This is a genomic window from Pseudomonas sp. CFBP 8770, assembly GCF_014841705.1.
GTDB lineage: Bacteria > Pseudomonadota > Gammaproteobacteria > Pseudomonadales > Pseudomonadaceae > Aquipseudomonas.
This window is the reverse complement of record NZ_JACYUL010000002.1, coordinates 111697-131686: the sequence shown is the minus strand read 5'-3', so window position 1 is coordinate 131686 and position 19990 is coordinate 111697. Positions and strand designations below refer to the sequence as shown.

Annotated in this window: 19 protein-coding genes and 3 tRNA genes; 3 read left to right on the top strand and 19 right to left on the bottom strand. The window is 62.5% G+C overall.

The annotated features are described in order from the left end of the window. Positions 1–59 precede the first annotated feature (59 nt). The 4 genes from IFT98_RS05425 to acs all read right to left on the bottom strand — a co-directional run bounded on the left by IFT98_RS05425 (position 60) and on the right by acs (position 4683). Entirely contained in the window at positions 60–758 is a 699-nt protein-coding gene (locus IFT98_RS05425; RefSeq protein WP_192047675.1) for an ABC transporter permease, read from the bottom strand. Next, complete coding sequence (locus IFT98_RS05420; RefSeq protein ID WP_122476387.1) at positions 755–1444, bottom strand: ABC transporter permease; 690 nt, start codon at positions 1442–1444, stop codon at positions 755–757. Before IFT98_RS05420 ends, IFT98_RS05425 begins: the two co-directional genes overlap by 4 nt. A gap of 86 nt (positions 1445–1530) precedes the next feature. Beyond that, positions 1531–2307 carry an ABC transporter substrate-binding protein gene (locus tag IFT98_RS05415; RefSeq protein WP_122713943.1) on the bottom strand — a complete coding sequence of 259 codons (777 nt, stop codon included), beginning with the start codon at positions 2305–2307 and terminating at the stop codon, positions 1531–1533. A gap of 414 nt (positions 2308–2721) precedes the next feature. Continuing rightward, positions 2722–4683, bottom strand: a complete 1962-nt coding sequence (gene acs, locus IFT98_RS05410; RefSeq protein WP_122795023.1) for an acetate--CoA ligase — start codon at positions 4681–4683, stop codon at positions 2722–2724. Positions 4684–5022: 339 nt separating this feature from the next. Here acs and IFT98_RS05405 point away from each other — a divergent pair, with 339 nt between their 5' ends. Both IFT98_RS05405 and IFT98_RS05400 read left to right on the top strand, forming a co-directional pair. Beyond that, positions 5023–5283 (top strand): DUF2790 domain-containing protein, encoded by a 261-nt coding sequence (locus IFT98_RS05405; RefSeq protein ID WP_122476393.1) that lies wholly within the window; start codon positions 5023–5025, stop codon positions 5281–5283. A 223-nt stretch (positions 5284–5506) separates the two neighbouring features. After that, on the top strand, positions 5507–6709 hold the full coding sequence (locus IFT98_RS05400) for an MFS transporter (protein WP_192047674.1): 1203 nt from the start codon (positions 5507–5509) through the stop codon (positions 6707–6709). 41 nt (positions 6710–6750) lie between these two features. Here IFT98_RS05400 and arfB read toward each other — a convergent pair whose 3' ends face one another. The 4 genes from arfB to IFT98_RS05380 form a co-directional block, all read right to left on the bottom strand. Beyond that, positions 6751–7164 (bottom strand): alternative ribosome rescue aminoacyl-tRNA hydrolase ArfB, encoded by a 414-nt coding sequence (gene arfB / locus IFT98_RS05395; RefSeq protein ID WP_192047673.1) that lies wholly within the window; start codon positions 7162–7164, stop codon positions 6751–6753. Between the two features lie 12 nt (positions 7165–7176). Next, the gene (locus IFT98_RS05390) at positions 7177–8550 is read right to left on the bottom strand and encodes an amino acid permease (protein ID WP_122713948.1); all 1374 of its coding nucleotides are present in this window, start codon (positions 8548–8550) and stop codon (positions 7177–7179) included. Positions 8551–8713: 163 nt separating this feature from the next. Then, positions 8714–9943, bottom strand: coding sequence for a 23S rRNA pseudouridine(2605) synthase RluB (gene rluB, locus IFT98_RS05385; RefSeq protein ID WP_122800928.1), 1230 nt, complete (start codon positions 9941–9943; stop codon positions 8714–8716). Positions 9944–10055: 112 nt separating this feature from the next. Beyond that, positions 10056–10250, bottom strand: coding sequence for a DUF1289 domain-containing protein (locus IFT98_RS05380; RefSeq protein ID WP_122476402.1), 195 nt, complete (start codon positions 10248–10250; stop codon positions 10056–10058). A gap of 319 nt (positions 10251–10569) precedes the next feature. Here IFT98_RS05380 and IFT98_RS05375 point away from each other — a divergent pair, with 319 nt between their 5' ends. Then, complete coding sequence (locus tag IFT98_RS05375) at positions 10570–11031, top strand: hypothetical protein (RefSeq protein ID WP_192047672.1); 462 nt, start codon at positions 10570–10572, stop codon at positions 11029–11031. A gap of 89 nt (positions 11032–11120) precedes the next feature. Here the strand turns inward: IFT98_RS05375 and IFT98_RS05370 are convergent. From IFT98_RS05370 to truA, 11 genes are all read right to left on the bottom strand, one after another. After that, a tRNA-Asp gene (locus IFT98_RS05370) sits at positions 11121–11197 on the bottom strand. A 93-nt stretch (positions 11198–11290) separates the two neighbouring features. Continuing rightward, a tRNA-Asp gene (locus tag IFT98_RS05365) sits at positions 11291–11367 on the bottom strand. A 68-nt stretch (positions 11368–11435) separates the two neighbouring features. Further along, positions 11436–11511: transfer RNA gene (locus tag IFT98_RS05360), tRNA-Val, on the bottom strand. A 218-nt stretch (positions 11512–11729) separates the two neighbouring features. Beyond that, the gene (locus IFT98_RS05355) at positions 11730–12941 is read right to left on the bottom strand and encodes an O-succinylhomoserine sulfhydrylase (RefSeq protein ID WP_192047671.1); all 1212 of its coding nucleotides are present in this window, start codon (positions 12939–12941) and stop codon (positions 11730–11732) included. A gap of 14 nt (positions 12942–12955) precedes the next feature. After that, a complete protein-coding gene (gene purF, locus IFT98_RS05350; RefSeq protein ID WP_122476407.1) occupies positions 12956–14461 on the bottom strand; it encodes an amidophosphoribosyltransferase in 1506 nt (501 codons plus the stop codon). Positions 14462–14502: 41 nt separating this feature from the next. Further along, positions 14503–15060: a CvpA family protein gene (locus IFT98_RS05345; protein ID WP_122795031.1), complete on the bottom strand. Its 558-nt coding sequence runs from the start codon at positions 15058–15060 to the stop codon at positions 14503–14505. Positions 15061–15354: 294 nt separating this feature from the next. Beyond that, positions 15355–15996 (bottom strand): SPOR domain-containing protein, encoded by a 642-nt coding sequence (locus tag IFT98_RS05340; RefSeq protein WP_192047670.1) that lies wholly within the window; start codon positions 15994–15996, stop codon positions 15355–15357. Beyond that, positions 15980–17287 carry a bifunctional tetrahydrofolate synthase/dihydrofolate synthase gene (gene folC / locus IFT98_RS05335; protein WP_192047669.1) on the bottom strand — a complete coding sequence of 436 codons (1308 nt, stop codon included), beginning with the start codon at positions 17285–17287 and terminating at the stop codon, positions 15980–15982. Before folC ends, IFT98_RS05340 begins: the two co-directional genes overlap by 17 nt. Next, positions 17284–18204 (bottom strand): acetyl-CoA carboxylase, carboxyltransferase subunit beta, encoded by a 921-nt coding sequence (gene accD, locus IFT98_RS05330; protein WP_122476414.1) that lies wholly within the window; start codon positions 18202–18204, stop codon positions 17284–17286. The genes folC and accD overlap by 4 nt, the downstream gene beginning before the upstream one ends. Positions 18205–18368: 164 nt before the next feature. After that, positions 18369–18995 carry a phosphoribosylanthranilate isomerase gene (locus IFT98_RS05325; RefSeq protein ID WP_192047668.1) on the bottom strand — a complete coding sequence of 209 codons (627 nt, stop codon included), beginning with the start codon at positions 18993–18995 and terminating at the stop codon, positions 18369–18371. A 39-nt stretch (positions 18996–19034) separates the two neighbouring features. Next, positions 19035–19907, bottom strand: a complete 873-nt coding sequence (truA, locus tag IFT98_RS05320; RefSeq protein ID WP_192047667.1) for a tRNA pseudouridine(38-40) synthase TruA — start codon at positions 19905–19907, stop codon at positions 19035–19037. Between the last annotated feature and the right edge of the window lie 83 nt (positions 19908–19990).

Sequence of the window (19990 nt, the reverse complement as noted above, 5' to 3'; positions counted from 1 at the left end):
CGCAAATCGGTCAGTCACGGGCCAGCGGCCCGTGGCGAAAAGGTTTTTGCTGCACGCGCTCAGTGCCTGCGCGGTGCCAGGTAGGCCAGCCAGCGGCGCTCGGCCAGCTTGAACAGGCGCACCAGAATGAACGTCAGGCACAGGTAGCACACACCCGCCGTGATGTAGGCTTCGAATGGCAGGTAGTACTGGGCGTTCACCGTACGTGCTGCGCCGGTGATGTCGATCAGGGTCACGATCGAAGCCAGGCTGGTGGTCTGCAGCATCATGATCACTTCGTTGCTGTACTGCGGCAGCGCTCGGCGCAGTGCCGAGGGCAGCAGGATACGCCGGTACATCCCGGCCCTGGACATGCCCATGGCCTTGGCCGCTTCGATCTCGCCCGGTGGCGTGGCACGCAGGCTGCCGGCGATGATCTCGGCGGTGTAGGCACTGGTATTGATGGCGAACGCCAGGCAGGCGCAGAACGTGGCGCTCGACAACCATGGCCAGAGCACACTGTTGCGCACGGCCTCGAACTGGGCCAGACCGTAATAGATCAGAAACAGCTGCACCAGCATGGGCGTGCCACGGATCACGTAGGTATAGAGCCACGCGATGCCGTTGACCAGCGGCTGCCGGGACACCCGCATCAAACCCAGCGGCAGCGCCGCCAGCAGACCGAACAGCAGCGAGATGGCCAGCAGTTTCAAGGTTTCCAGCATGCCGCTCATGTACAGCGGCAAGCTGTCCCAGACCACGTTGTAATCGAAGATCATAGTTCGGCCGCCTTGATGCCCACCGAGTAGCGCTTTTCAATGGCGCGCAGCAACAGCAGCGACACACTGGTGATGACCAGGTACATCGCCGCCACCGCAAGGAAGAAGGTGAACGGCTCGCGAGTGGCGTCCGCCGCCTGCTTGGCCTTGAACATCATGTCCTGCAGGCCGACCACCGAAATCAAGGCCGTGGCCTTGGTCAGCACCAGCCAGTTGTTGGTGACGCCGGGAATCGCCAGGCGAATCATCTGCGGCACCAGCACCCGGAAGAACACCTGCAGGCTGCTCATGCCATAGGCCATGCCGGCTTCTGCCTGGCCCTTGGGAATGGCCATGAACGCCCCGCGAAAGGTTTCCGACAGGTAGGCGCCGAAAATGAAACCCAGGGTGAAGATACCGGCCAGCAGCGGATTGAGGTCGATGTAGTCGTCGTAACCCACCAATGGCGCCACGCGGTTGAGGATGTCCTGGCCGCCGTAGAAGATCAGCAGGATCAACACCAGATCGGGTATGCCACGAATCACCGTGGCGTAGAGATCCCCCAGCCAGGCCAGCCAGCGTACCGGCGACAGGCGCAGTGCCACGCCGAACAGACCCAGCACGATGGCCAGCGCCATGGACGACAAGGCGAGCTGCAGCGTCAGCCAAGCGCCATCGAGAATGACGGCCCCGTAGCCTTTCAACATGTAGAGATCCTCGCCCGGAGAATGAAAAATGGTGCAGACCGCGGTTCCCCGCCGTTTGCACCATCAGTCAGGTGACGCCTGCCGGCTTATTTGCCGTAGATGTCGAAATCGAAGTACTTGTCCTGGATCTTCTTGTATTCGCCATTGGCGCGAATGCCTTCGATGGCTGCGTTGATACGCTCCACGTTGGCCTTGTCGCCCTTGCGCACGGCGATGCCGATACCGTCGCCAAAGTATTTCGGATCGTTGACCGACGGGCCGACGAATGCATAGCCCTTGCCGGCGTCGGTGTTGAGGAAACCGTCCTGCAACAGGGTGGCATCGGCCAGCGTGCCGTCCAGTCGACCGGCCGCCACGTCCAGATAGATCTCGTTCTGCGAGCCGTACGGCATCACTTCGACGCCCAGCGGCTTGAGCACTTCGGTGGCATAACGGTCATGGATGGTGCCGCGCTGCACGCCGATCTTCTTGCCCTTGAGCTCGGCCATGGAGTCGCTCACCTGGGTGCCGGACTTCATGACCAGACGCGCTGGAGTGGCGTAGTACTTGTTGGTGAAATCGACGGATTTCTTGCGGTCGTCGGTAATCGACATCGACGACAGAATGGCGTCGATCTTGCGCACCTTGAGGGCGGGAATGAGGCCGTCGAATTCCTGCTCGACCCACGTGCACTTGACCTTCATCTCGGCGCACAGCGCGTTGCCGATGTCGTAGTCGAAACCGACGATGCTGCCATCCGGCGCCTTGGAAGCGAACGGTGGGTAGGCGGCTTCGATACCGATCTTCAGCGGCTTTTCATCGGCGAACGATGTCGCCGACAGCACGGAAAGTGCCAATGCGCCAAACAGTGCAAGTTTCTTCATTGGGTGAGCTCCAGCGAAAATGGGCAGTATGGGCAAAGTGAGCGCAGGCCCAGAATGCGAAAAATGAGGCTTGACGGGCGACGCCACAGGGTTCGGCGAGTGACCGCATTTTAACGGCACTGTGCCAGTCGATATTTCTTCAATGCGACAAGTAGTTACAGAAGCACCGAGACACCGAGACCCAGGGATTGACAGCCCATGCCGACTATGGATGAGCAGAAAGACGCGCAACCTGTCCATGAAGCAATTAGCGCGCCCATTATTGGCAAAGCCTTTGCGGACGGCAAGCTTGGGGTTGCGGGAGATGATGCGTGTGACGGGCGATGGGGCCTTGGGTGGCACTCGGCGCAACACTGACGTTACCGCGTAACGCCAGTGTTGCCTGGCCAGCCTTATGGGCCTCTTCGCGTCAACTCAGGCCGAAGCGCGGTGCATTTCCTTGTGGGTGTCGATCAGCTGCTGCACCACCCCTGGATCGGCCAGTGTAGAGATATCGCCCAGGGCGTCGTATTCGGACGTGGCGATCTTGCGCAGGATGCGCCGCATGATCTTGCCCGAGCGCGTCTTGGGTAGCCCCGGCGCCCACTGGATCACATCGGGCGAGGCGATGGGGCCGATCTCCTTGCGCACCCAGTTCTTGAGCTCCAGGCGCAGTTCCTCGCTGGTCTGCTCGCCGCCATTGAGCGTGACGTAGACGTAGATGCCCTGCCCCTTGAGGTCATGGGGAACGCCCACCACGGCGGCCTCGGCCACCTTGGGATGGGCAACCATCGCGCTTTCGATCTCGGCCGTGCCCATGCGGTGCCCGGAAACGTTGAGCACGTCATCGACTCGGCCCGTGATCCAGTAGTAGCCGTCTTCGTCGCGACGCGCGCCGTCGCCGGTGAAGTACATGCCGCGAAAGGTCTTGAAATAGGTATCGACGAAACGGTCATGGTCGCCGTAGAGGGTCCGCGACTGACCCGGCCACGAATCGAGGATCACCAGGTTGCCCTCGGCGGCGCCGTCGATCAGGTTGCCCAGGTTGTCCACCAACGCCGGCACCACGCCGAAGAACGGCTTGGTCGCCGAACCGGGCTTGAGGCCGATCGCACCCGGCAGCGGACTGATCAGGATGCCGCCGGTTTCGGTCTGCCACCATGTGTCGACGATCGGGCAGTTCTGCTTGCCGACCGTGTTGTAGTACCAGTTCCAGGCCTCGGGATTGATAGGCTCGCCGACCGAACCCAGCAGGCGCAGGCTCGAACCATCGGCACCCTCGACGGCCTTGGTGCCCTCGGCCATCATCGCGCGGATGGCCGTGGGGGCCGTGTAGAGGATATTGACCTTGTGCTTGTCGATGATCTTCGACACCCGAGTGATGTCCGGGTAATTGGGCACGCCCTCGAACAGCAAGGTGGTGGCGCCATTGGCCAGCGGGCCATAGACGATGTAGCTGTGGCCGGTGATCCAGCCCACGTCCGCCGTGCACCAGTAGACATCCCCAGGCTTGTAGTCGAACACTCGCTCATGGGTCAGCGCGGCGTACACCAGATAACCGCCGGTGGTGTGCAGCACGCCCTTGGGCTTGCCGGTCGAGCCGGAGGTATAGAGGATGAACAGCGCTTCCTCGGCGCCCATTTCCTTCGGCGCGCAGGTGCTCGAGGCCACCTCCAGCAGCGAGTGGTACCAGATGTCGCGATGACGGTTCCACTCGATCTCGCCACCGGTGCGCTTGCACACGATGACCTTCTGCACGCTGCTGGTTTCGGGGTTGGTCAGGGCGCGGTCGACATTGGCCTTGAGCGGGGTCTTGCGGCCACCACGCAGCCCTTCGTCAGCCGTGATTACTACCTTGGACTGGCAGTCGATGATGCGCCCCGCCAGCGCCTCGGGCGAGAAGCCACCGAACACCACGGAATGCACCGCGCCGATGCGGGTACAGGCGAGCATCGCCACCACCGCCTCGGGAATCATCGGCATGTACAGGGTCACCACGTCGCCGCGGTGCACATCCTGGCCGCGCAGGGCGTTGGCGAACTTGCACACCTCGGCGTGCAGCTCGCGGTAGGTGATGTGACGGCTTTCGGAAGGGTCGTCGCCTTCCCAGATGATCGCGACCTGATCGCCACGCTCGGCCAGGTGACGGTCCAGGCAGTTGTAGGAAACGTTGAGGGTACCGTCGGCGAACCACTTGATGTCGACATGGTGGTCGTCGAACGAGGTCTGCTTGACCTTGGTGAAGGGCTTTATCCAATCGAGGCGCTGCGCCTGTTCGCGCCAGAAACCGTCCGGGTTGACCACGGACTGCTGGTACATGGCCTTGTAGGTCGCCTCATCGGTCAGCGTGGACGCCGCCACCTCTGGACGAACGGGATACAGGGAAGCCGCACTCATCTTTGATACCTCGGTTGAGTAGTTGTTGTTTTATACACCTGTTTTAAGGGTATCTGGCCTGTGCAGCCATTCGACGATGGTAGTACCGCTGCTTGTAACGATGCACGCCCAGGCTCGCGGGATTAGTGCAGATTCGAATAAAACTGTTTATCCGAACCGGCTCTGTTTACCTCGGGCAGCCACGCCTAGAATCGATTTCGCCAGCAACGGCACCGCGATCGACGAAGACTGCATCCCCCCACGAAGGCCTGTCGATCGCAACTTTCCCACTCTCAAGTTTCACACGTGACCTCACAAGGGCCGCGTGCACCCTGACGACTGCAAAACAGGAAAACCGACATGAAAGCTTTTTTGATTCTGGCGCTGATCGGCGCGAGCGGCATGGCCCTGGCCGATGAAACCACCACGGCTGCCACCGAAAAAACGACAGTGGAACCTTATGAGTATTCGCAGCACCCCGATATTGCTCACGTGATCTCGACTTCGGCGATTCCCAACGTCTGCGCGGTGGTTCCGGCGCGATTGACCTACGAAGACTCGCAGGGCAAGCGACACATCATGGAATATCAGGTCATGGGCAATGGCTGTTCGAACAGCTGAACCCCTCCCGGCGTCGGGGCTGCGGCCCCGCTGCTGGCCCGCAACCGGGTGACCCCGCCAGCACCCGCATCAGCAAGCACCACCCATCCCGATCTCTCTTTTTGTGCCTCGTGCCTCTATCATGAGCGTCACGTAAGCCTGTCTTTATTTCTCGTGTGCGCCGGACACCCAGCCAGCCTGCCTGTACCTGCGCCCATCACCTGCTTCCGCGACGGATCTGCCCATGCCTCACGCCCAGCGCTCCATGACGGTCACGCTGCAAGTCGTCTCCATCGTCCTGTTCACCTTCATCGGCTACCTGAGCATCGGCATCCCGCTGGCGGTATTGCCGGGCTTCGTCCACAGCGACCTGGGCTACGGCGCGGTCATTGCCGGGCTGGTCATCAGCGTTCAGTACCTGGCCACCCTGCTCAGCCGCCCCCAGGCGAGCAAGATCATCGACAACCTGGGCAGCAAGAAGGCCGTGATCTACGGGTTGGTCGGCTGCGGCATCAGCGGGTTGTTCATGCTGCTGGCCGGCTGGTTGCAAAGCTGGCCGGCACTGAGCCTGGCCAGCCTGCTGGTGGGTCGAGTGTTGCTCGGATCGGCAGAAAGCCTGGTGGGCTCCGGTTCCATTGGCTGGGGAATCGGTCGCGTCGGGGCGGCCAACACTGCCAAGGTCATCTCCTGGAACGGCATTGCCAGCTACGGCGCGCTGGCCATCGGTGCGCCACTGGGTGTGCTGATGGTCAAGCACCTGGGCCTGTGGAGCATGGGCGCAAGCATCATCGTGCTTGCAGGCCTGGGCATCGCCCTGGCCTGGAACAAGCTGCCCGCGCCAGTCGTGGCCGGCGAGCGCCTGCCGTTTCTGCACGTGCTGGGCCGCGTGCTGCCCCACGGTACCGGGCTGGCCCTGGGCGGTATCGGCTTCGGTACCATCGCCACCTTCATTACCCTGTACTACGCCAGCAATGCCTGGGACAACGCGGCGCTGTGCCTGAGCCTGTTCGGTGGCAGCTTTATCCTTGCCCGGCTCTTGTTCGGCAACCTGATCAACCGCCTGGGTGGCTTTCGGGTGGCAATCGTCTGTCTGAGCGTGGAGACCCTGGGCTTGCTGCTGCTGTGGTTGGCGCCCAGCCAGGAGCTGGCCATGGCTGGCGCGGCATTGACCGGGTTCGGATTTTCCCTGGTGTTTCCGGCGCTCGGCGTCGAGGCGGTCAACCTGGTGCCGGCGTCCAGCCGCGGTGCGGCGGTGGGTGCCTACTCACTGTTCATCGACATGTCGCTGGGCATCACCGGGCCGGTGGCGGGCGCCATCGCCGCAGGCTATGGCTTCAGTGCGATCTTCCTGTTCGCCGCCGTGGCTGCGTGCGCCGGCCTGGGCTTGACCTTCTATCTGTACAGGCAGGCGGCCAGCCTGCCACCGCCGGAGGACAAGCTGGTCTAGAACGGCATGATCTAAAGCTGAATGATCTACAGCGGGATGACCTAGAAGTCGATCTTGCCACGCCCGGCCTTGATCGCCCCGCGTTTGGTCTTGCCTTCCAGGCGGCGAGTCTTGGAGCCCAACGTGGGCTTGGTCGGCCGTCGCTTCTTCTCCACCTTGGTGGCCAGCAGGATCAACTCGCGCAGGCGCTGCAGGGCGTCGGCGCGGTTCTGCTCCTGGGTTCGGAACTGCTGCGCCTTGATGACGATGACGCCATCGCCGGTGATCCGGCTGTCGCGCAGCGCCAGCAGGCGCTCCTTGTAGAACGGCGGCAGCGACGAAGCGCCGATGTCGAAGCGCAGGTGCACCGCGCTGGAAACCTTGTTGACGTTCTGCCCACCCGCGCCTTGCGCGCGGATGGCGCTGAGTTCGATTTCAGCGTCGGGCAGATGGACGGCGTTGGAGATTTCCAGCATGCAGCGCTCCGGTCAGGACGAGGGGTTCGACTTGAGGCGATAGCACAAGTACATCCCGCCGATCCACAGAGGAATGGCATACACCGACACGCGGATGCCCGGGATCATCAGCATGATGATCAGGATGAACGCCACGAACGCCAGGCACAGGTAGTTGCCGTACGGATACCACAACGCCTTGAACAACGGCACCTGGCCCTGGCGCTGCAGGTGCTGGCGGAACTTGAGGTGCGAGTAGCTGATCATCGCCCAGTTGATCACCAGGGTCGCCACTACCAGCGACATCAACAGTTCGAGCGCCTGCTGCGGTACGAAGTAGTTCAAGGCCACCGCCACCAGCGTAATCGCCGCCGACACCAGCAGCGCCCGAACCGGCACCCCACGGCCATCCACCTTGGCCAGTGCACGCGGCGCGTCGCCCTGCTCGGCCATGCCCAGCAGCATGCGGCTGTTGCAATAGGTGCCGCTGTTGTACACCGACAGCGCTGCCGTCAATACCACGAAGTTGAGCACGTGCGCGGCCGTGTCGCTGCCCAGCATCGAGAACACCTGGACGAACGGGCTGCCGCTGTAGGCGTCGCCCGACGCGTTCAGGCTGGCCAGCAGGCCATCCCACGGGGTCAGCGACAACAGCACCACCAGCGCGCCAATGTAGAAGATCAGAATGCGGTAGATCACCTGGTTGATGGCTTTGGGAATCACCGTCTTCGGGCTGTCGGCCTCGGCTGCCGTGAAGCCGAGCATTTCCAGGCCACCGAAGGAGAACATGATGATCGCCAGGGCCATGACCAACCCGCCTACACCGTTGGGAAAGAAACCACCGTGCGCCCAGAGGTTGCTGACACTGGCTTGAGGGCCGCCGTCACCGCTGACCAGCAGATAGCTGCCCAGGGCAATCATGCCGACGATCGCCGCGACCTTGATGATGGCGAACCAGAATTCGGTCTCTCCGAACACCTTGACGTTGGTCAGGTTGATAGCATTGATCATCAGGAAGAACACCGCAGCGGAGACCCAGGTGGGTATTTCCGGCCACCAGTAATGCACGTACTTGCCGACGGCGGTCAGCTCGGACATGCCTACCAGGATGTACAGCACCCAGCAGTTCCAGCCGGACAGGAAACCAGGAAAGCGGCCCCAGTAGCTGTGGGCAAAATGACTGAAAGAGCCGGCGACCGGTTCCTCGACGATCATCTCGCCCAGTTGGCGCATGATCAGGAAGGCAATGAAACCGCAAATGGCATAGCCCAGGATCATCGACGGCCCGGCGGACTTGAGTACGCCCGCGGAGCCCAGGAACAGCCCGGTACCGATGGCTCCGCCCAGAGCGATCAATTGGATATGGCGATTCTTCAGCCCACGCTTGAGCTGGTTTGGTTCAGTCATCAGGGAGAAGTCACTTCTTCGACGTTCGAGGTATCAAGAGTGCAATGGTCCGCCGCAGGCAAACCTTGTGGGAGCGGGTCTCTGCCCGCGAAGAGGCCCCCACCGACACCTCACAAAAAAACGCCAACCCTGGAAGGTTGGCGCACGTGGACATCAGTTGTCCTTACTCAGGCTTGGGCTTGCGACGGCCGAAGCCGGGACGCTGACCGGTGCCAGCGGCCGGGCCGCGACGGTTGCCCGACGGCGCGTCGTCCACCAGCTTGATGCCCGGACGCTTTGCCGCGGGCTTGGCACCCGGCTTGCCCGCAGGCCTGGCTGGACGCTTGTTCATGTCCGCCGGACGCTCGGCCACGGCACTGCCACGACCGCTGTCCTTGCGCGCAGCCGGAGCCGAATCACCACGTGGCTGACGGGCTGGACGCTGCTCGCTGGACGGCGCCGAATCGCCGCGTGGCTGGCGAGCCGGGCGTTGATCGGTGGACGGCGCGCCGTCGTGGGCCGGACGCAAGGTGCGTACGCGCTCGCCGCGGCCCATCGGGCGCGAGGATTTGCGCTGCATGCGCTCCAGCTTGTCCTTGGTCTTGGTGGTCATCGACGGCATGGCCACGGCGGTCAGGCCCACTTCGGCACTCAGGGTATCGACTTCGCCCTGTGTCAGCTCGCGCCAACGACCCATCGGCAGGTCGGAATTGAGGAATACCGGGCCGAAGCGCACACGCTTCAGGCGGCTGACCACCAACCCCTGGGACTCCCACAGGCGACGCACTTCGCGGTTGCGGCCTTCCATCACCACGCAGTGGTACCAATGGTTGAAGCCTTCGCCACCCGGTGCCTGCTGGATATCGGTGAAGCGGGCGGGCCCGTCTTCGAGGATCACGCCGTTCTTGAGGCGCAGCAGCATGTCGTCGTCGACTTCGCCGCGTACGCGCACCGCGTACTCACGGTCCATTTCGAACGAGGGGTGCATCAGGCGGTTGGCCAACTCGCCGTCGGTGGTGAACATCAGCAGCCCGGTGGTGTTGATGTCCAGGCGGCCGACGTTGATCCAGCGGCCTTCGCGCGGGCGCGGCAGGCGGTCGAATACGGTCGGGCGGCCTTCGGGGTCGTCGCGGGTGCAGATTTCGCCGTCGGGCTTGTTGTAGATGATCACGCGGCGCACGGTTTCCGAGGCTTCTTCGCGCTTGATCACCTTGCCATCGACGGTAATGGCGTCGTGCAGGTCGACGCGCTGGCCGAGGGTCGCGACCTTGGCGTTGACCTTGATTCGGCCTTCGCTGATCCACGCCTCGACGTCGCGGCGCGAACCCACGCCGATACGGGCCAATACTTTCTGCAGTTTTTCGCCGGCGGGGCCGATTTCCTGGCTGCCGTCTTGCTGATCGAGATCTTTCATCGTAAGCACCTCCCGGTGGGTCGAATTGAATACTGCTCGGCGCAGGCGCGCCGGAGGGCCGCGAATGATACGCGCAACACAGCGCCTGCGCATCAAAGGCTAGCCGATTTTTTCAGGCTTTCTTCTTTTTCCGCTTGGCGGTGCCTTTCATGTCTTTCAGGCGCTGCACCGCCTGTGCGTTCACGTCGCGCCGCTCGTCCTTGTCCATCTTCTTCCAGGCCTTGCACTCAGGCTTGGTGCGGCCACAGGCAATACACGTCTCGTCAGTGAACTTGCAGACGCTGATACAGGGGTTCTTGCTGCTCATGGGACGGGGCACCGGTGCGCGACTGAAGGGATAACGCTCAGACAACGGCCAGCGCCGAATGCGCCATTTTCTTTGAGCGCAGCAGGCTCGAGCCTATCCGGCGGCACTCGTTGAAACCTGTTGAAAACTAACAAGCGACACTGAGGAAACGCTGAACTAAATAATAATTCACACACGTTAAATATGAAAAATCATATTCATACTTCTGCGTGTCGAAGTTCTCAGTATGTGCTTAACTTTTTTTAACCGGGGGTCACGCCCTGCGCTTGCAACACCGGTAATGATTAAAACAACTTATTCATTGAATACGAGGTGCAGCATGAACGCCAAAGACTTGAAGCCGTTTGATTTTTCTACCGTCAAACGAGATCAGAAGAACAGCGTAGGCAGCGTCGCGGACCTGACAGTTGAGTTCAGTCATATCCCTGCCAGATACGCCAGCGAGTTTCCAAACAGACAGGTCGTTTTCAAAGATGTACAGATTTTCGAAACTGCCCGGGGTGTGACTTTTTCAGCGAACTATGTTCCTGATCGTGGCAGTCACTGGGAGTTCATGATAAACACACCCAAGTCCCCAGGCTTCCACACCATTGGCGCTCAAGGATCGGCATACGCCGGGTTGCGTCATGGGGGACACGAGATGCACTTGTTCGATTACGACACCGTCGAGCTGAAAGCCTACTCGCCAGACAGCATCTATCAGGCAAGGCTCGTCAACGCAGGTCAAGCCGGGGAGGATGGTTTCCAACTAAGCCTGGCTTCCAACGTGCAGGAGGACTGAGTCTCGAAAAAATCCAGACACAAAAAAAGCGACCCGAAGGTCGCTTTCTTTGTTTGCTTCGAGGAGTTCAAGGGCCTCGAGGCTTTGTATGGCGCAGCGGACGGGACTCGAACCCGCGACCCCCGGCGTGACAGGCCGGTATTCTAACCGACTGAACTACCGCTGCGTATCGCTCGGACTTGCGTCCGTTTGAAACCTGTTGACCAAGAACTTCGAGGTTCTCGATCGCTGACCCGGCGAACCGAATCAGTGTATAAAATGGCGCAGCGGACGGGACTCGAACCCGCGACCCCCGGCGTGACAGGCCGGTATTCTAACCGACTGAACTACCGCTGCGCAGTGTGTGCTCTCATGCTTCAGCACGTGTTGCTCTTTGTTGCGTTCTCAGCTGCATTCTAACGAAATGGTGGGTGATGACGGGATCGAACCGCCGACCCTCTGCTTGTAAGGCAGATGCTCTCCCGGCTGAGCTAATCACCCTTTGCTTCGCTGAGGCCGCGAAATTTACGCAGGTACCGAACCTAAGTCAATACCCTGTATGAAGTTTTTTTGAAAAAGGTGTTAAATGTCAGAGCTTGTGAAACCTTGCGGGCCTCTTCGCGGGCAGAGCCCGCTCCCACAGGATCCTCAGATGAACTGGGTTTGTGTGGGAGCGAGGCGGTCGGCGAGCCCTCTGCCCGCGAAGAGGCCTTCAGCGCTTACAACGCTGCCAACCCACGCGCCAGATCGGCTTGCAGGTCGCCAACGTCTTCCAGCCCTACCGCCACCCGGATCAAGCTGTCGCGAATCCCTGCCGCTTCGCGCTCGGCCGGCGACAAGCGCCCGTGCGACGTGGTGGCCGGGTGGGTAATGGTGGTCTTGCTGTCGCCCAGATTGGCAGTGATCGAGATCAAGCGAGTCGCATCAATGAAACGCCAGGCGCCCTCCTTGCCTCCCTTGACCTCGAAACTGACCACGGCACCGAAGCCCTTGGTCTGACGCTTGGCCAGCTCATGCTGGGGATGGCTCGGCAGGCCCGAGTAATGCACCTTCTCGATGCCCTCCTGCGCTTCCAGCCACTCGGCCAGCACCTGCGCGCTCGCGCAATGGGCACGCATGCGCAGGTTCAGGGTTTCCAGGCCTTTGAGAAAGATCCAGGCGTTGAACGGGCTCAAGGTAGAGCCAGCGGTGCGCAGGTAGCCCAGCACCTCGTTCATTTCCTTGCTGCGACCGCACACGGCGCCGCCCATGCAACGGCCCTGACCGTCGATGAACTTGGTTGCCGAGTGCACGACGATGTCGGCACCCAGCGCCAGCGGCTGCTGCAGCGCCGGCGTGCTGAAGCAGTTATCGACCACCAGCATGGCGCCCTTGGCCTGGGCCACGGCGCTCAAGGCGGTGATGTCGACCAGCTCGGCCAGCGGGTTGGACGGCGACTCGACGAACAGCAGCTTGGTATTGGCCTTGATGGCCCGCTCCCAGCCGCTGACGTCGGCCAATGGCACGTAGTCCACTTCGATGCCAAAGCGCTTGAAGTACTTCTCGAACAAGCTGATGGTCGAGCCAAACACGCTCTGTGAGACCAATACGTGGTCGCCCGCGCTGCACAGGCTCATGACCACGGCGGTGATCGCCGCCATGCCCGTGGCGAAGCCGACCGCCTGCTCTGCGCCCTCCAGAGCCGCCAGGCGCTCCTCGAAGGAGCGCACGGTGGGGTTGGTGTAGCGCGAGTAGACATTGCCCGGCACTTCACCGGCAAAACGCGCCGCGGCATCGGCCGCAGTACGGAAAACATAGCTGGAAGTGAAGAACAGCGGGTCGCTGTGCTCACCTTCCGGCGTGCGGTGCTGGCCGGCGCGAACCGCCAGGGTGTCGAACGACACCCCTTCGAGATCGCTATCCAGTCGCCCGGCATCCCATTCCTGTGTCATGCCGTCGCTCCCATTCAGTTGTTGTAGAGGTCTATGATCGCGCTGACCGCATGCGACTTGCTCTTGTTGGAGTCGTTGCGCGCCTGCTCGATCTTGTTCAGATAGAACGCGTCGATATCGCCGGTGACGTACTTGCCGTCGAACACCGCGCAATCGAAGTTCTCGATCTTGACCTTGCCACCACCGACCGCGTCGATCAGGTCGGGCAGGTCCTGGTAGATCAGCCAGTCGGCACCGATCAGATCGGCCACTTCCTGGGTGCTGCGATTGTGCGCAATCAACTCATGCGCACTCGGCATGTCGATGCCGTAGACGTTCGGGTAGCGCACGGCTGGAGCAGCCGAGCAGAAATAGACGTTCTTGGCGCCGGCTTCGCGGGCCATCTGGATGATCTGCTTGCAGGTGGTGCCGCGGACGATCGAATCGTCCACCAGCATCACGTTCTTGCCGCGGAACTCCAGCTCGATGGCATTGAGCTTCTGGCGTACCGATTTCTTGCGCGCGGCCTGGCCGGGCATGATGAAGGTACGACCGATGTAGCGATTCTTGACGAAGCCTTCGCGAAATTTCACGCCCAGGTGGTTGGCCAGCTCCAGAGCCGCAGTGCGGCTGGTGTCCGGAATCGGGATGACCACGTCGATGTCGTGTTCGGGGCGTTCGCGCAAAATCTTGTCGGCCAGCTTCTCGCCCATGCGCAGGCGCGCCTTGTACACCGAGATACCGTCGATGATCGAGTCCGGACGCGCCAGATAGACGTGTTCGAAGATGCACGGTGCGTACTGCGGGTTGGGTGCGCACTGACGGGTGTGCAGCTTGCCGTCTTCGGTGATGTACACCGCTTCGCCCGGCGCCAGGTCGCGGATCAGGGTGAAGCCGAGCACGTCAAGGGACACGCTTTCGGAGGCGATCATGTATTCCACGCCTTCGTCGGTGTGGCGCTGGCCGAACACGATCGGACGGATCGCGTGCGGGTCACGGAAACCGACGATGCCGTAGCCGGTGATCATGGCCACCACCGCGTAGCCACCGGTGCAGCGCTTGTGCACGTCGGTCACGGCCGCGAACACGTCTTCCTCGGTGGGCTGCAGCTTGCCGCGCACGGCCAGTTCGTGGGCGAACACGTTGAGCAGCACTTCGGAGTCCGAGCTGGTGTTGACGTGGCGCAGGTCCGACTCGTAGATTTCCTTGGCCAGCTGCTCGACGTTGGTCAGGTTGCCGTTGTGCGCCAGGGTGATGCCATAGGGCGAGTTGACGTAGAACGGCTGGGCCTCGGCCGAGGTCGAGCTGCCCGCCGTGGGATAGCGCACATGGCCAATGCCCATGTGCCCGACCAGCCGCTGCATATGACGCTGCTGGAAAACGTCCCGTACCAGCCCGTTGTCCTTGCGCAGGAACAACTTGCCATCGCTACTGGTAACGATACCGGCAGCATCCTGGCCGCGGTGTTGGAGGACCGTTAGCGCGTCATACAGCGCTTGATTGACGTTCGACTTACCGACGATACCGACGATGCCACACATGCGACGCAACCCCTACTTAATGAATCTGAACTGAGCACCACTCACTGCGCCTTGTTGGCCGGCAAGAGGTGTTCCTTGAACGGAATGTCAGCCGGTGCGCTGATTCCGCTGGCGAGCCACTGGCTGGACATCCCCAGAATGAGGTTTTTCGACCAGTCAGCAACCAAAAGAAATTGCGGCAGGAGACGTGATTCCTGCCACCAGGCATCCTGTTGAACCGGCCCCAGGCTCATCAGCCCGGCAGCCACCACCACCAGCAGGCCACCGCGCGCGGCGCCGAAGACCATGCCCAGAAAGCGGTCGGTGCCCGACAGCCCGGTGACGCGAATGAGCTCGCCGATCAGGTAGTTGACCATGGCGCCGACCAGCAAGGTGGCCACGAACAGCACGGCACATCCGGCGATGACGCGCGCGGATGGGGTCTGGATGTAGTTTTCGAAGTAACCGGCGAGGGAACCGCCGAACAGCCAGGCCACGGCACCTGCGACTATCCACGTAACCAGCGACAGGGCTTCCTTGACGAAGCCGCGTGTCAAGCTGATCAGTGCGGAGATGGCGATGATCGCGATGATCGCCCAGTCAACCCAGGTAAATGCCACAGTGCGGCCTGCATACGGATAAGGCGGCGCATTTTAGCAGAGCGCGGGCGCGGGGGTAAGCAGCGATTGTCGCAGGGTACGCGGCGCCCTTTTCGCAGGCGCTGATCGCCCCCACATTCAACCGCGATCCCCGTAGGAGCGGTCATCGGCCGCGGAGGGAGCGACGGCGGTAGACCCGATCCACCGCGGCGCGCTTTTCGCGGCCGCTGCCCGCTCCCACATTCAACCGCGATCCCTTGTGGGAGCGGTCAGCGGCCGCGAAGGGAGCGACACGGCCTCGCGTCTAACGAAGACTCAGCCGCGCTCGGGTTCGAAACGCACCACGAACCCCTGCAGCTTCTGCTGGCGGTTGATCACGTCACGCAGACGCTCGGCCTCGGCGCGCTCGACCAGCGGGCCGACGAATACCCGGTTCTTGCCATCGGCCGTACGCACGTAGGCGTTGTAGCCCTGCGCGCGCAGGCTCTTCTGCAAGGTGTCGGCACCGGCGCGGTTGGACAGACTGGCCAATTGCACGGACCAGCTGACCGGCAGCCCGTTGGGGTCGATCTTGCTGGCGGTGTCCGTCTTGGCGACCGGTGGCACCTTGGCGGCAGCGATGGGCGCGGAAGGCTGCACCGATTCCACCGGCTTCTTCACAGGTGCGGCAGGCGCTGCAGGCACCGACTGGATCGGCTGGCTAGGCGGGGCAGCCTGTGTCGCGACCTGCGCTGGAACCGGCTCTGTCTCGATGATCTGCGGCTCGGGCACGGCAACTGGCTCGACCTGCACCTGAGGCGCTGCCGGTGCCTGCGGCGCTGCCGGAGCTTGCACCTGAACCTGGCGCACGGCTTGATCCTCCCGCGAAAACAGCATCGGCAGGAAAATCACCGCCAGCGCGATCAGCACCAGGGCGCCGATCATGCGCTGCTTGAACACCTTATTGGGCAATGCCATCCACGTTCTCCCGTTCTACGTTGCCATACATCCATTTCAGGGCCTGGGCGACACAGTGGAACGAGCCGAACACCAGAATCTCGTCACCCTCGCCTGCGGCTTCGCACTGCGCTTCGAGCGCATCGGCGAGGCTGCCATGAGACGTCGTGTCAGCGCCAAGGTTCAGGAGCGCGGCATCGAGCTCGGCGGCCGGACGGCTGCGCGGTGTTTTCAGCGGTGCGACCGCCCAGTGCGCGATGACGGCTGTCAGAGGCTCGACGACCCCGACCAGATCCTTGTCGGCGAGCAGACCAAACACTGCCAGACGCCGGCCCGCCAAGGGCTGACGCGCCAGACGCTCGGCCAGAAAGCGAGCGGCGTGCGGGTTGTGGCCCACGTCCAGCAGGATGTCGACCGACTTGCCGGCGTAACTCACACGATGGCGGTCCAGGCGGCCGGCCACCCGGGTGTGCGCCAGCGCCCAACCCATACGTGCAGCGTCGCGCGGCAGATCGAGCGCCACGTAGGCCTGCAGGGCGAGCGCGGCGTTTTCCAGCGGCAAGCTGGGCAGCGGCAACGACAGCAACTCGACCGGGTAGCCTTCGACATCCACCCCACGCCACGACCAATGATCGCCCTGCGCGGTGAAATCGTAGTCGCGGCCGCGCAGATAGAACGGGCAATCCAGCGCGGCAACCTGCTCGAGCAATGGCTGCGGAGGGTCGATATCGCCACACAGTGCCGGCACGCCAGCGCGCAGGATGCCGGCCTTTTCGAACGCCACCGACTCGCGGGTATCCCCCAGGTACTCGGCATGGTCCAGACCGATGCTGGTGACCACGGCCACGTCTGCATCCACCAGGTTGACCGCGTCGAGTCGACCGCCCAGCCCCACTTCCAGCACCACGGCATCCAGCCCGGCGCGCTGGAACAACCAGAGCGCGGCCAGGGTGCCCATCTCGAAATAGGTCAGGGTAGTGGCGCCGCGTGCGGCCTCAACGGCAGTGAACGCCTCGCACAGCTGGGCATCGGTAGCCTGCTGGCCGTCGATCAGGACCCGTTCGTTGTAGCGCAGCAGATGCGGCGAGGCGTAGACCCCCACTTTCAGATCGCGATCCTGCATCAGGGCCGCGATGAACGCGCAGGTCGAACCCTTGCCGTTGGTGCCGGTCACCGTGACCACACGCTCGGCTGGCTTGCTCAAGCCCAGGCGCTGCGCGACTTCGCGGCAACGGTCCAGGCCCATGTCGATGGCCGAAGGGTGCAGCTGCTCCAGATAGGCGAGCCACTGGCTCAGGCTGCGCTCGGTCATACGTTGGCGGGCGCCGGCGGAACCACGATCGGCTCGATCGGGGCAGCGACGTAGGTAGGCGTCGGCAAGCCCATGAACTGGGCGAGCAGGCTGCCCAGGCGCGGACGCAGTTCCTGGCGCGAAATGATCATGTCGATCGCGCCGTGCTCGATGAGGAATTCGCTGCGCTGGAAGCCTTCCGGAAGTTTTTCGCGCACGGTCTGCTCGATTACCCGTGGGCCGGCAAAACCGATCAGCGCCTTGGGCTCGGCAACGATCACGTCACCCAGCATCGCCAGGCTGGCGGAGACACCACCGTAGACCGGGTCGGTCAGCACCGAGATGAACGGAATGCCTTCTTCGCGCAACCGCGCCAGGACTGCAGAGGTCTTGGCCATCTGCATCAGCGAAATCAGCGCTTCCTGCATGCGTGCGCCACCGGAAGCGGCAAAGCAGATCATCGGGCAACGGTTTTCCAGGGCGTAGTTGGCAGCGCGCACGAAGCGCTCGCCGACGATGGCACCCATGGAACCACCCATGAACGAGAATTCGAAGGCGCTGGCCACCACGGGCATGCCCAGCAAGGTGCCGCTCATGGAAATCAGCGCGTCCTTTTCACCTGTCTGCTTCTGCGCTGCGGTGAGGCGATCCTTGTACTTCTTGCCGTCGCGGAATTTCAGGCGATCGACCGGTTCCAGATCGGCGCCCAGTTCGGCGCGGCCGTCTTCGTCAAGGAAAATGTTCAGGCGCGCACGTGCGCCGATGCGCATGTGGTGGTTGCACTTGGGACAGACGTCGAGGGTCTTCTCCAGCTCCGGACGGTACAGCACTGCTTCGCAGGACGGGCACTTGTGCCACAGGCCTTCGGGCACCGAGCTTTTCTTCACTTCCGATCGCATGATCGAAGGGATCAGCTTGTCTACCAACCAGTTGCTCATGCTTTATTTCTCCAGTACCGGGGACGACTGGCCTGGCCAGGTCCCGCGCATGCTCTTGAGCGTGTTCAGATATGAAACGAATACGTGGGCGAACGTGGCGCAGGCTTCACACCTGGGTGCCGCGCGTTTCGCGAAACGTATGGACGGTGCCGAGCTGCGTGCCGTCACATGCCGCTCCCACGCACCGCCTTGAGGAAAGCGTCGATCTTGCCATGGTCCTTGATGCCTTTGCTCGACTCGACCCCGCCGCTGACATCCACCGCCCAGGGTTTGACCTGAGCGATGGCCTGGGCGACGTTGCCGGCGTGAAGCCCACCTGCCAGCACGATTGGCTTGTCTAGGTGCGCCGGCACCAGCGACCAGTCGAAGGCTTCACCGGTGCCGCCCGGCACGCCGGCCACGTAGGTGTCGAGCAGAATGCCGCTGGCGTTGCGATAGGCCCGGCAGGCCGCCTGCAGATCATCGCCGGCGCGCACGCGCAAGGCCTTGATGTAGGGACGGTGGTAGCCCTCGCATTCTTCCGGCGTTTCGTCGCCATGGAATTGCAGCAGGTCCAGCGGCACGGCGTCGAGGATTTCACCCAGTTCGCACCGACTGGCATTGACGAACAGGCCGGTGGTGGTCACGAACGGCGGCAGCGCGGCGATGATCGCGCGTGCCTGTTGCACGCTCACCGCCCGAGGGCTTTTGGCATAGAACACCAACCCGATCGCATCGGCACCCGCGTGCGCAGCGGCCAAAGCATCCTCTATGCGGGTAATACCGCAGATTTTGCTGCGAACGGCTGACATGTCGGCGAGTACCTCGACTTGACTGGGGAACGGCGGATGTTAGCAAATGCTGTCGGCGACGTCAGCCAGTGTGTCGAACCCGGTCAGGAAGTGCGGGCCGATATAGCGCTCGGGCAGTGGGAACTCATCGCGGTACTCCACTTGTACCAGGTAGAGCCCGAAGGGATGGGCCGTGACCCCGCCGGTACGGCGCACCCGGCTTTGCAACACTTCGGCGGCCCATTCGACCGGACGCTCGCCAGTGCCGATGGTCATCAGCACACCGGCGATGTTGCGCACCATGTGGTGCAGGAAGGCATTGGCGCGCACGTCGATGACGATCATCTTGCCGTGCTGAGTGACCCGCAGGTGATGCAGTTGCTTGATCGGTGACTTGGCCTGGCACTGGCCGGCGCGGAAAGCGCTGAAGTCGTGGGTACCGACCAGGGCCTGGGCGGCAGCCGCCATGCGGGTGACATCCAGCGGACGGTGATTCCAGGTGATTTCCTCGCCCAGATGGGCGGGTCGAATCTGGTCGTTGTAGATGACATAGCGGTAGCGACGGGCGATGGCCTTGAAACGCGCATGAAAGTTGGGCGGCATGATTTTCGCCCAGGTCACGCTGACATCGTGAGGCAGGTTGATGTTGGCGCCCATGACCCAGGCTTTCATGCTGCGTTCGGCCTGGGTATCGAAATGCACCACTTGGCCGCAGGCGTGGACACCCGCGTCGGTGCGGCCAGCGCACATCAGCGAGATGGGCGAGGCGGCGACCTTGCCCAGAGCGTCTTCGAGGGTTTCCTGCACGGTGCGCACGCCGGAGGCCTGGCGCTGCCAGCCCCGGTAGCGCGAACCTTTGTATTCAACGCCCAAGGCAATGCGATAGAAGCCGTCGGCCGCCGATTCGGCGACCGCGTTGTCGATGTTTTGCACGAAGTTGCAGCCTGTTGGTTAAGCGATGGCGGCGATTATACCGGATCATGGAATTGCGGCGCTGCCTTCGCGGGCAGAGCCCG

Bases quoted from the DNA above. Each gene is read 5' to 3' on its own strand.
- acs (WP_122795023.1), bottom strand. From the start codon at position 4,683: ATGAGTGCGGCTTCCCTGTATCCCGTTCGTCCAGAGGTGGCGGCGTCC.
- IFT98_RS05415 (WP_122713943.1), bottom strand. From the start codon at position 2,307: ATGAAGAAACTTGCACTGTTTGGCGCATTGGCACTTTCCGTGCTGTCG.
- rluB (WP_122800928.1), bottom strand. From the start codon at position 9,943: ATGAAAGATCTCGATCAGCAAGACGGCAGCCAGGAAATCGGCCCCGCC.
- IFT98_RS05425 (WP_192047675.1), bottom strand. From the start codon at position 758: ATGATCTTCGATTACAACGTGGTCTGGGACAGCTTGCCGCTGTACATG.
- IFT98_RS05405 (WP_122476393.1), top strand. From the start codon at position 5,023: ATGAAAGCTTTTTTGATTCTGGCGCTGATCGGCGCGAGCGGCATGGCC.
- purF (WP_122476407.1), bottom strand. From the start codon at position 14,461: ATGTGTGGCATCGTCGGTATCGTCGGTAAGTCGAACGTCAATCAAGCG.
- IFT98_RS05390 (WP_122713948.1), bottom strand. From the start codon at position 8,550: ATGACTGAACCAAACCAGCTCAAGCGTGGGCTGAAGAATCGCCATATC.
- IFT98_RS05325 (WP_192047668.1), bottom strand. From the start codon at position 18,995: ATGTCAGCCGTTCGCAGCAAAATCTGCGGTATTACCCGCATAGAGGAT.
- IFT98_RS05340 (WP_192047670.1), bottom strand. From the start codon at position 15,996: ATGGCATTGCCCAATAAGGTGTTCAAGCAGCGCATGATCGGCGCCCTG.
- accD (WP_122476414.1), bottom strand. From the start codon at position 18,204: ATGAGCAACTGGTTGGTAGACAAGCTGATCCCTTCGATCATGCGATCG.
- IFT98_RS05420 (WP_122476387.1), bottom strand. From the start codon at position 1,444: ATGTTGAAAGGCTACGGGGCCGTCATTCTCGATGGCGCTTGGCTGACG.
- IFT98_RS05380 (WP_122476402.1), bottom strand. From the start codon at position 10,250: ATGAGCAGCAAGAACCCCTGTATCAGCGTCTGCAAGTTCACTGACGAG.
- arfB (WP_192047673.1), bottom strand. From the start codon at position 7,164: ATGCTGGAAATCTCCAACGCCGTCCATCTGCCCGACGCTGAAATCGAA.
- IFT98_RS05375 (WP_192047672.1), top strand. From the start codon at position 10,570: ATGAACGCCAAAGACTTGAAGCCGTTTGATTTTTCTACCGTCAAACGA.
- IFT98_RS05355 (WP_192047671.1), bottom strand. From the start codon at position 12,941: ATGACACAGGAATGGGATGCCGGGCGACTGGATAGCGATCTCGAAGGG.
- IFT98_RS05400 (WP_192047674.1), top strand. From the start codon at position 5,507: ATGCCTCACGCCCAGCGCTCCATGACGGTCACGCTGCAAGTCGTCTCC.
- folC (WP_192047669.1), bottom strand. From the start codon at position 17,287: ATGACCGAGCGCAGCCTGAGCCAGTGGCTCGCCTATCTGGAGCAGCTG.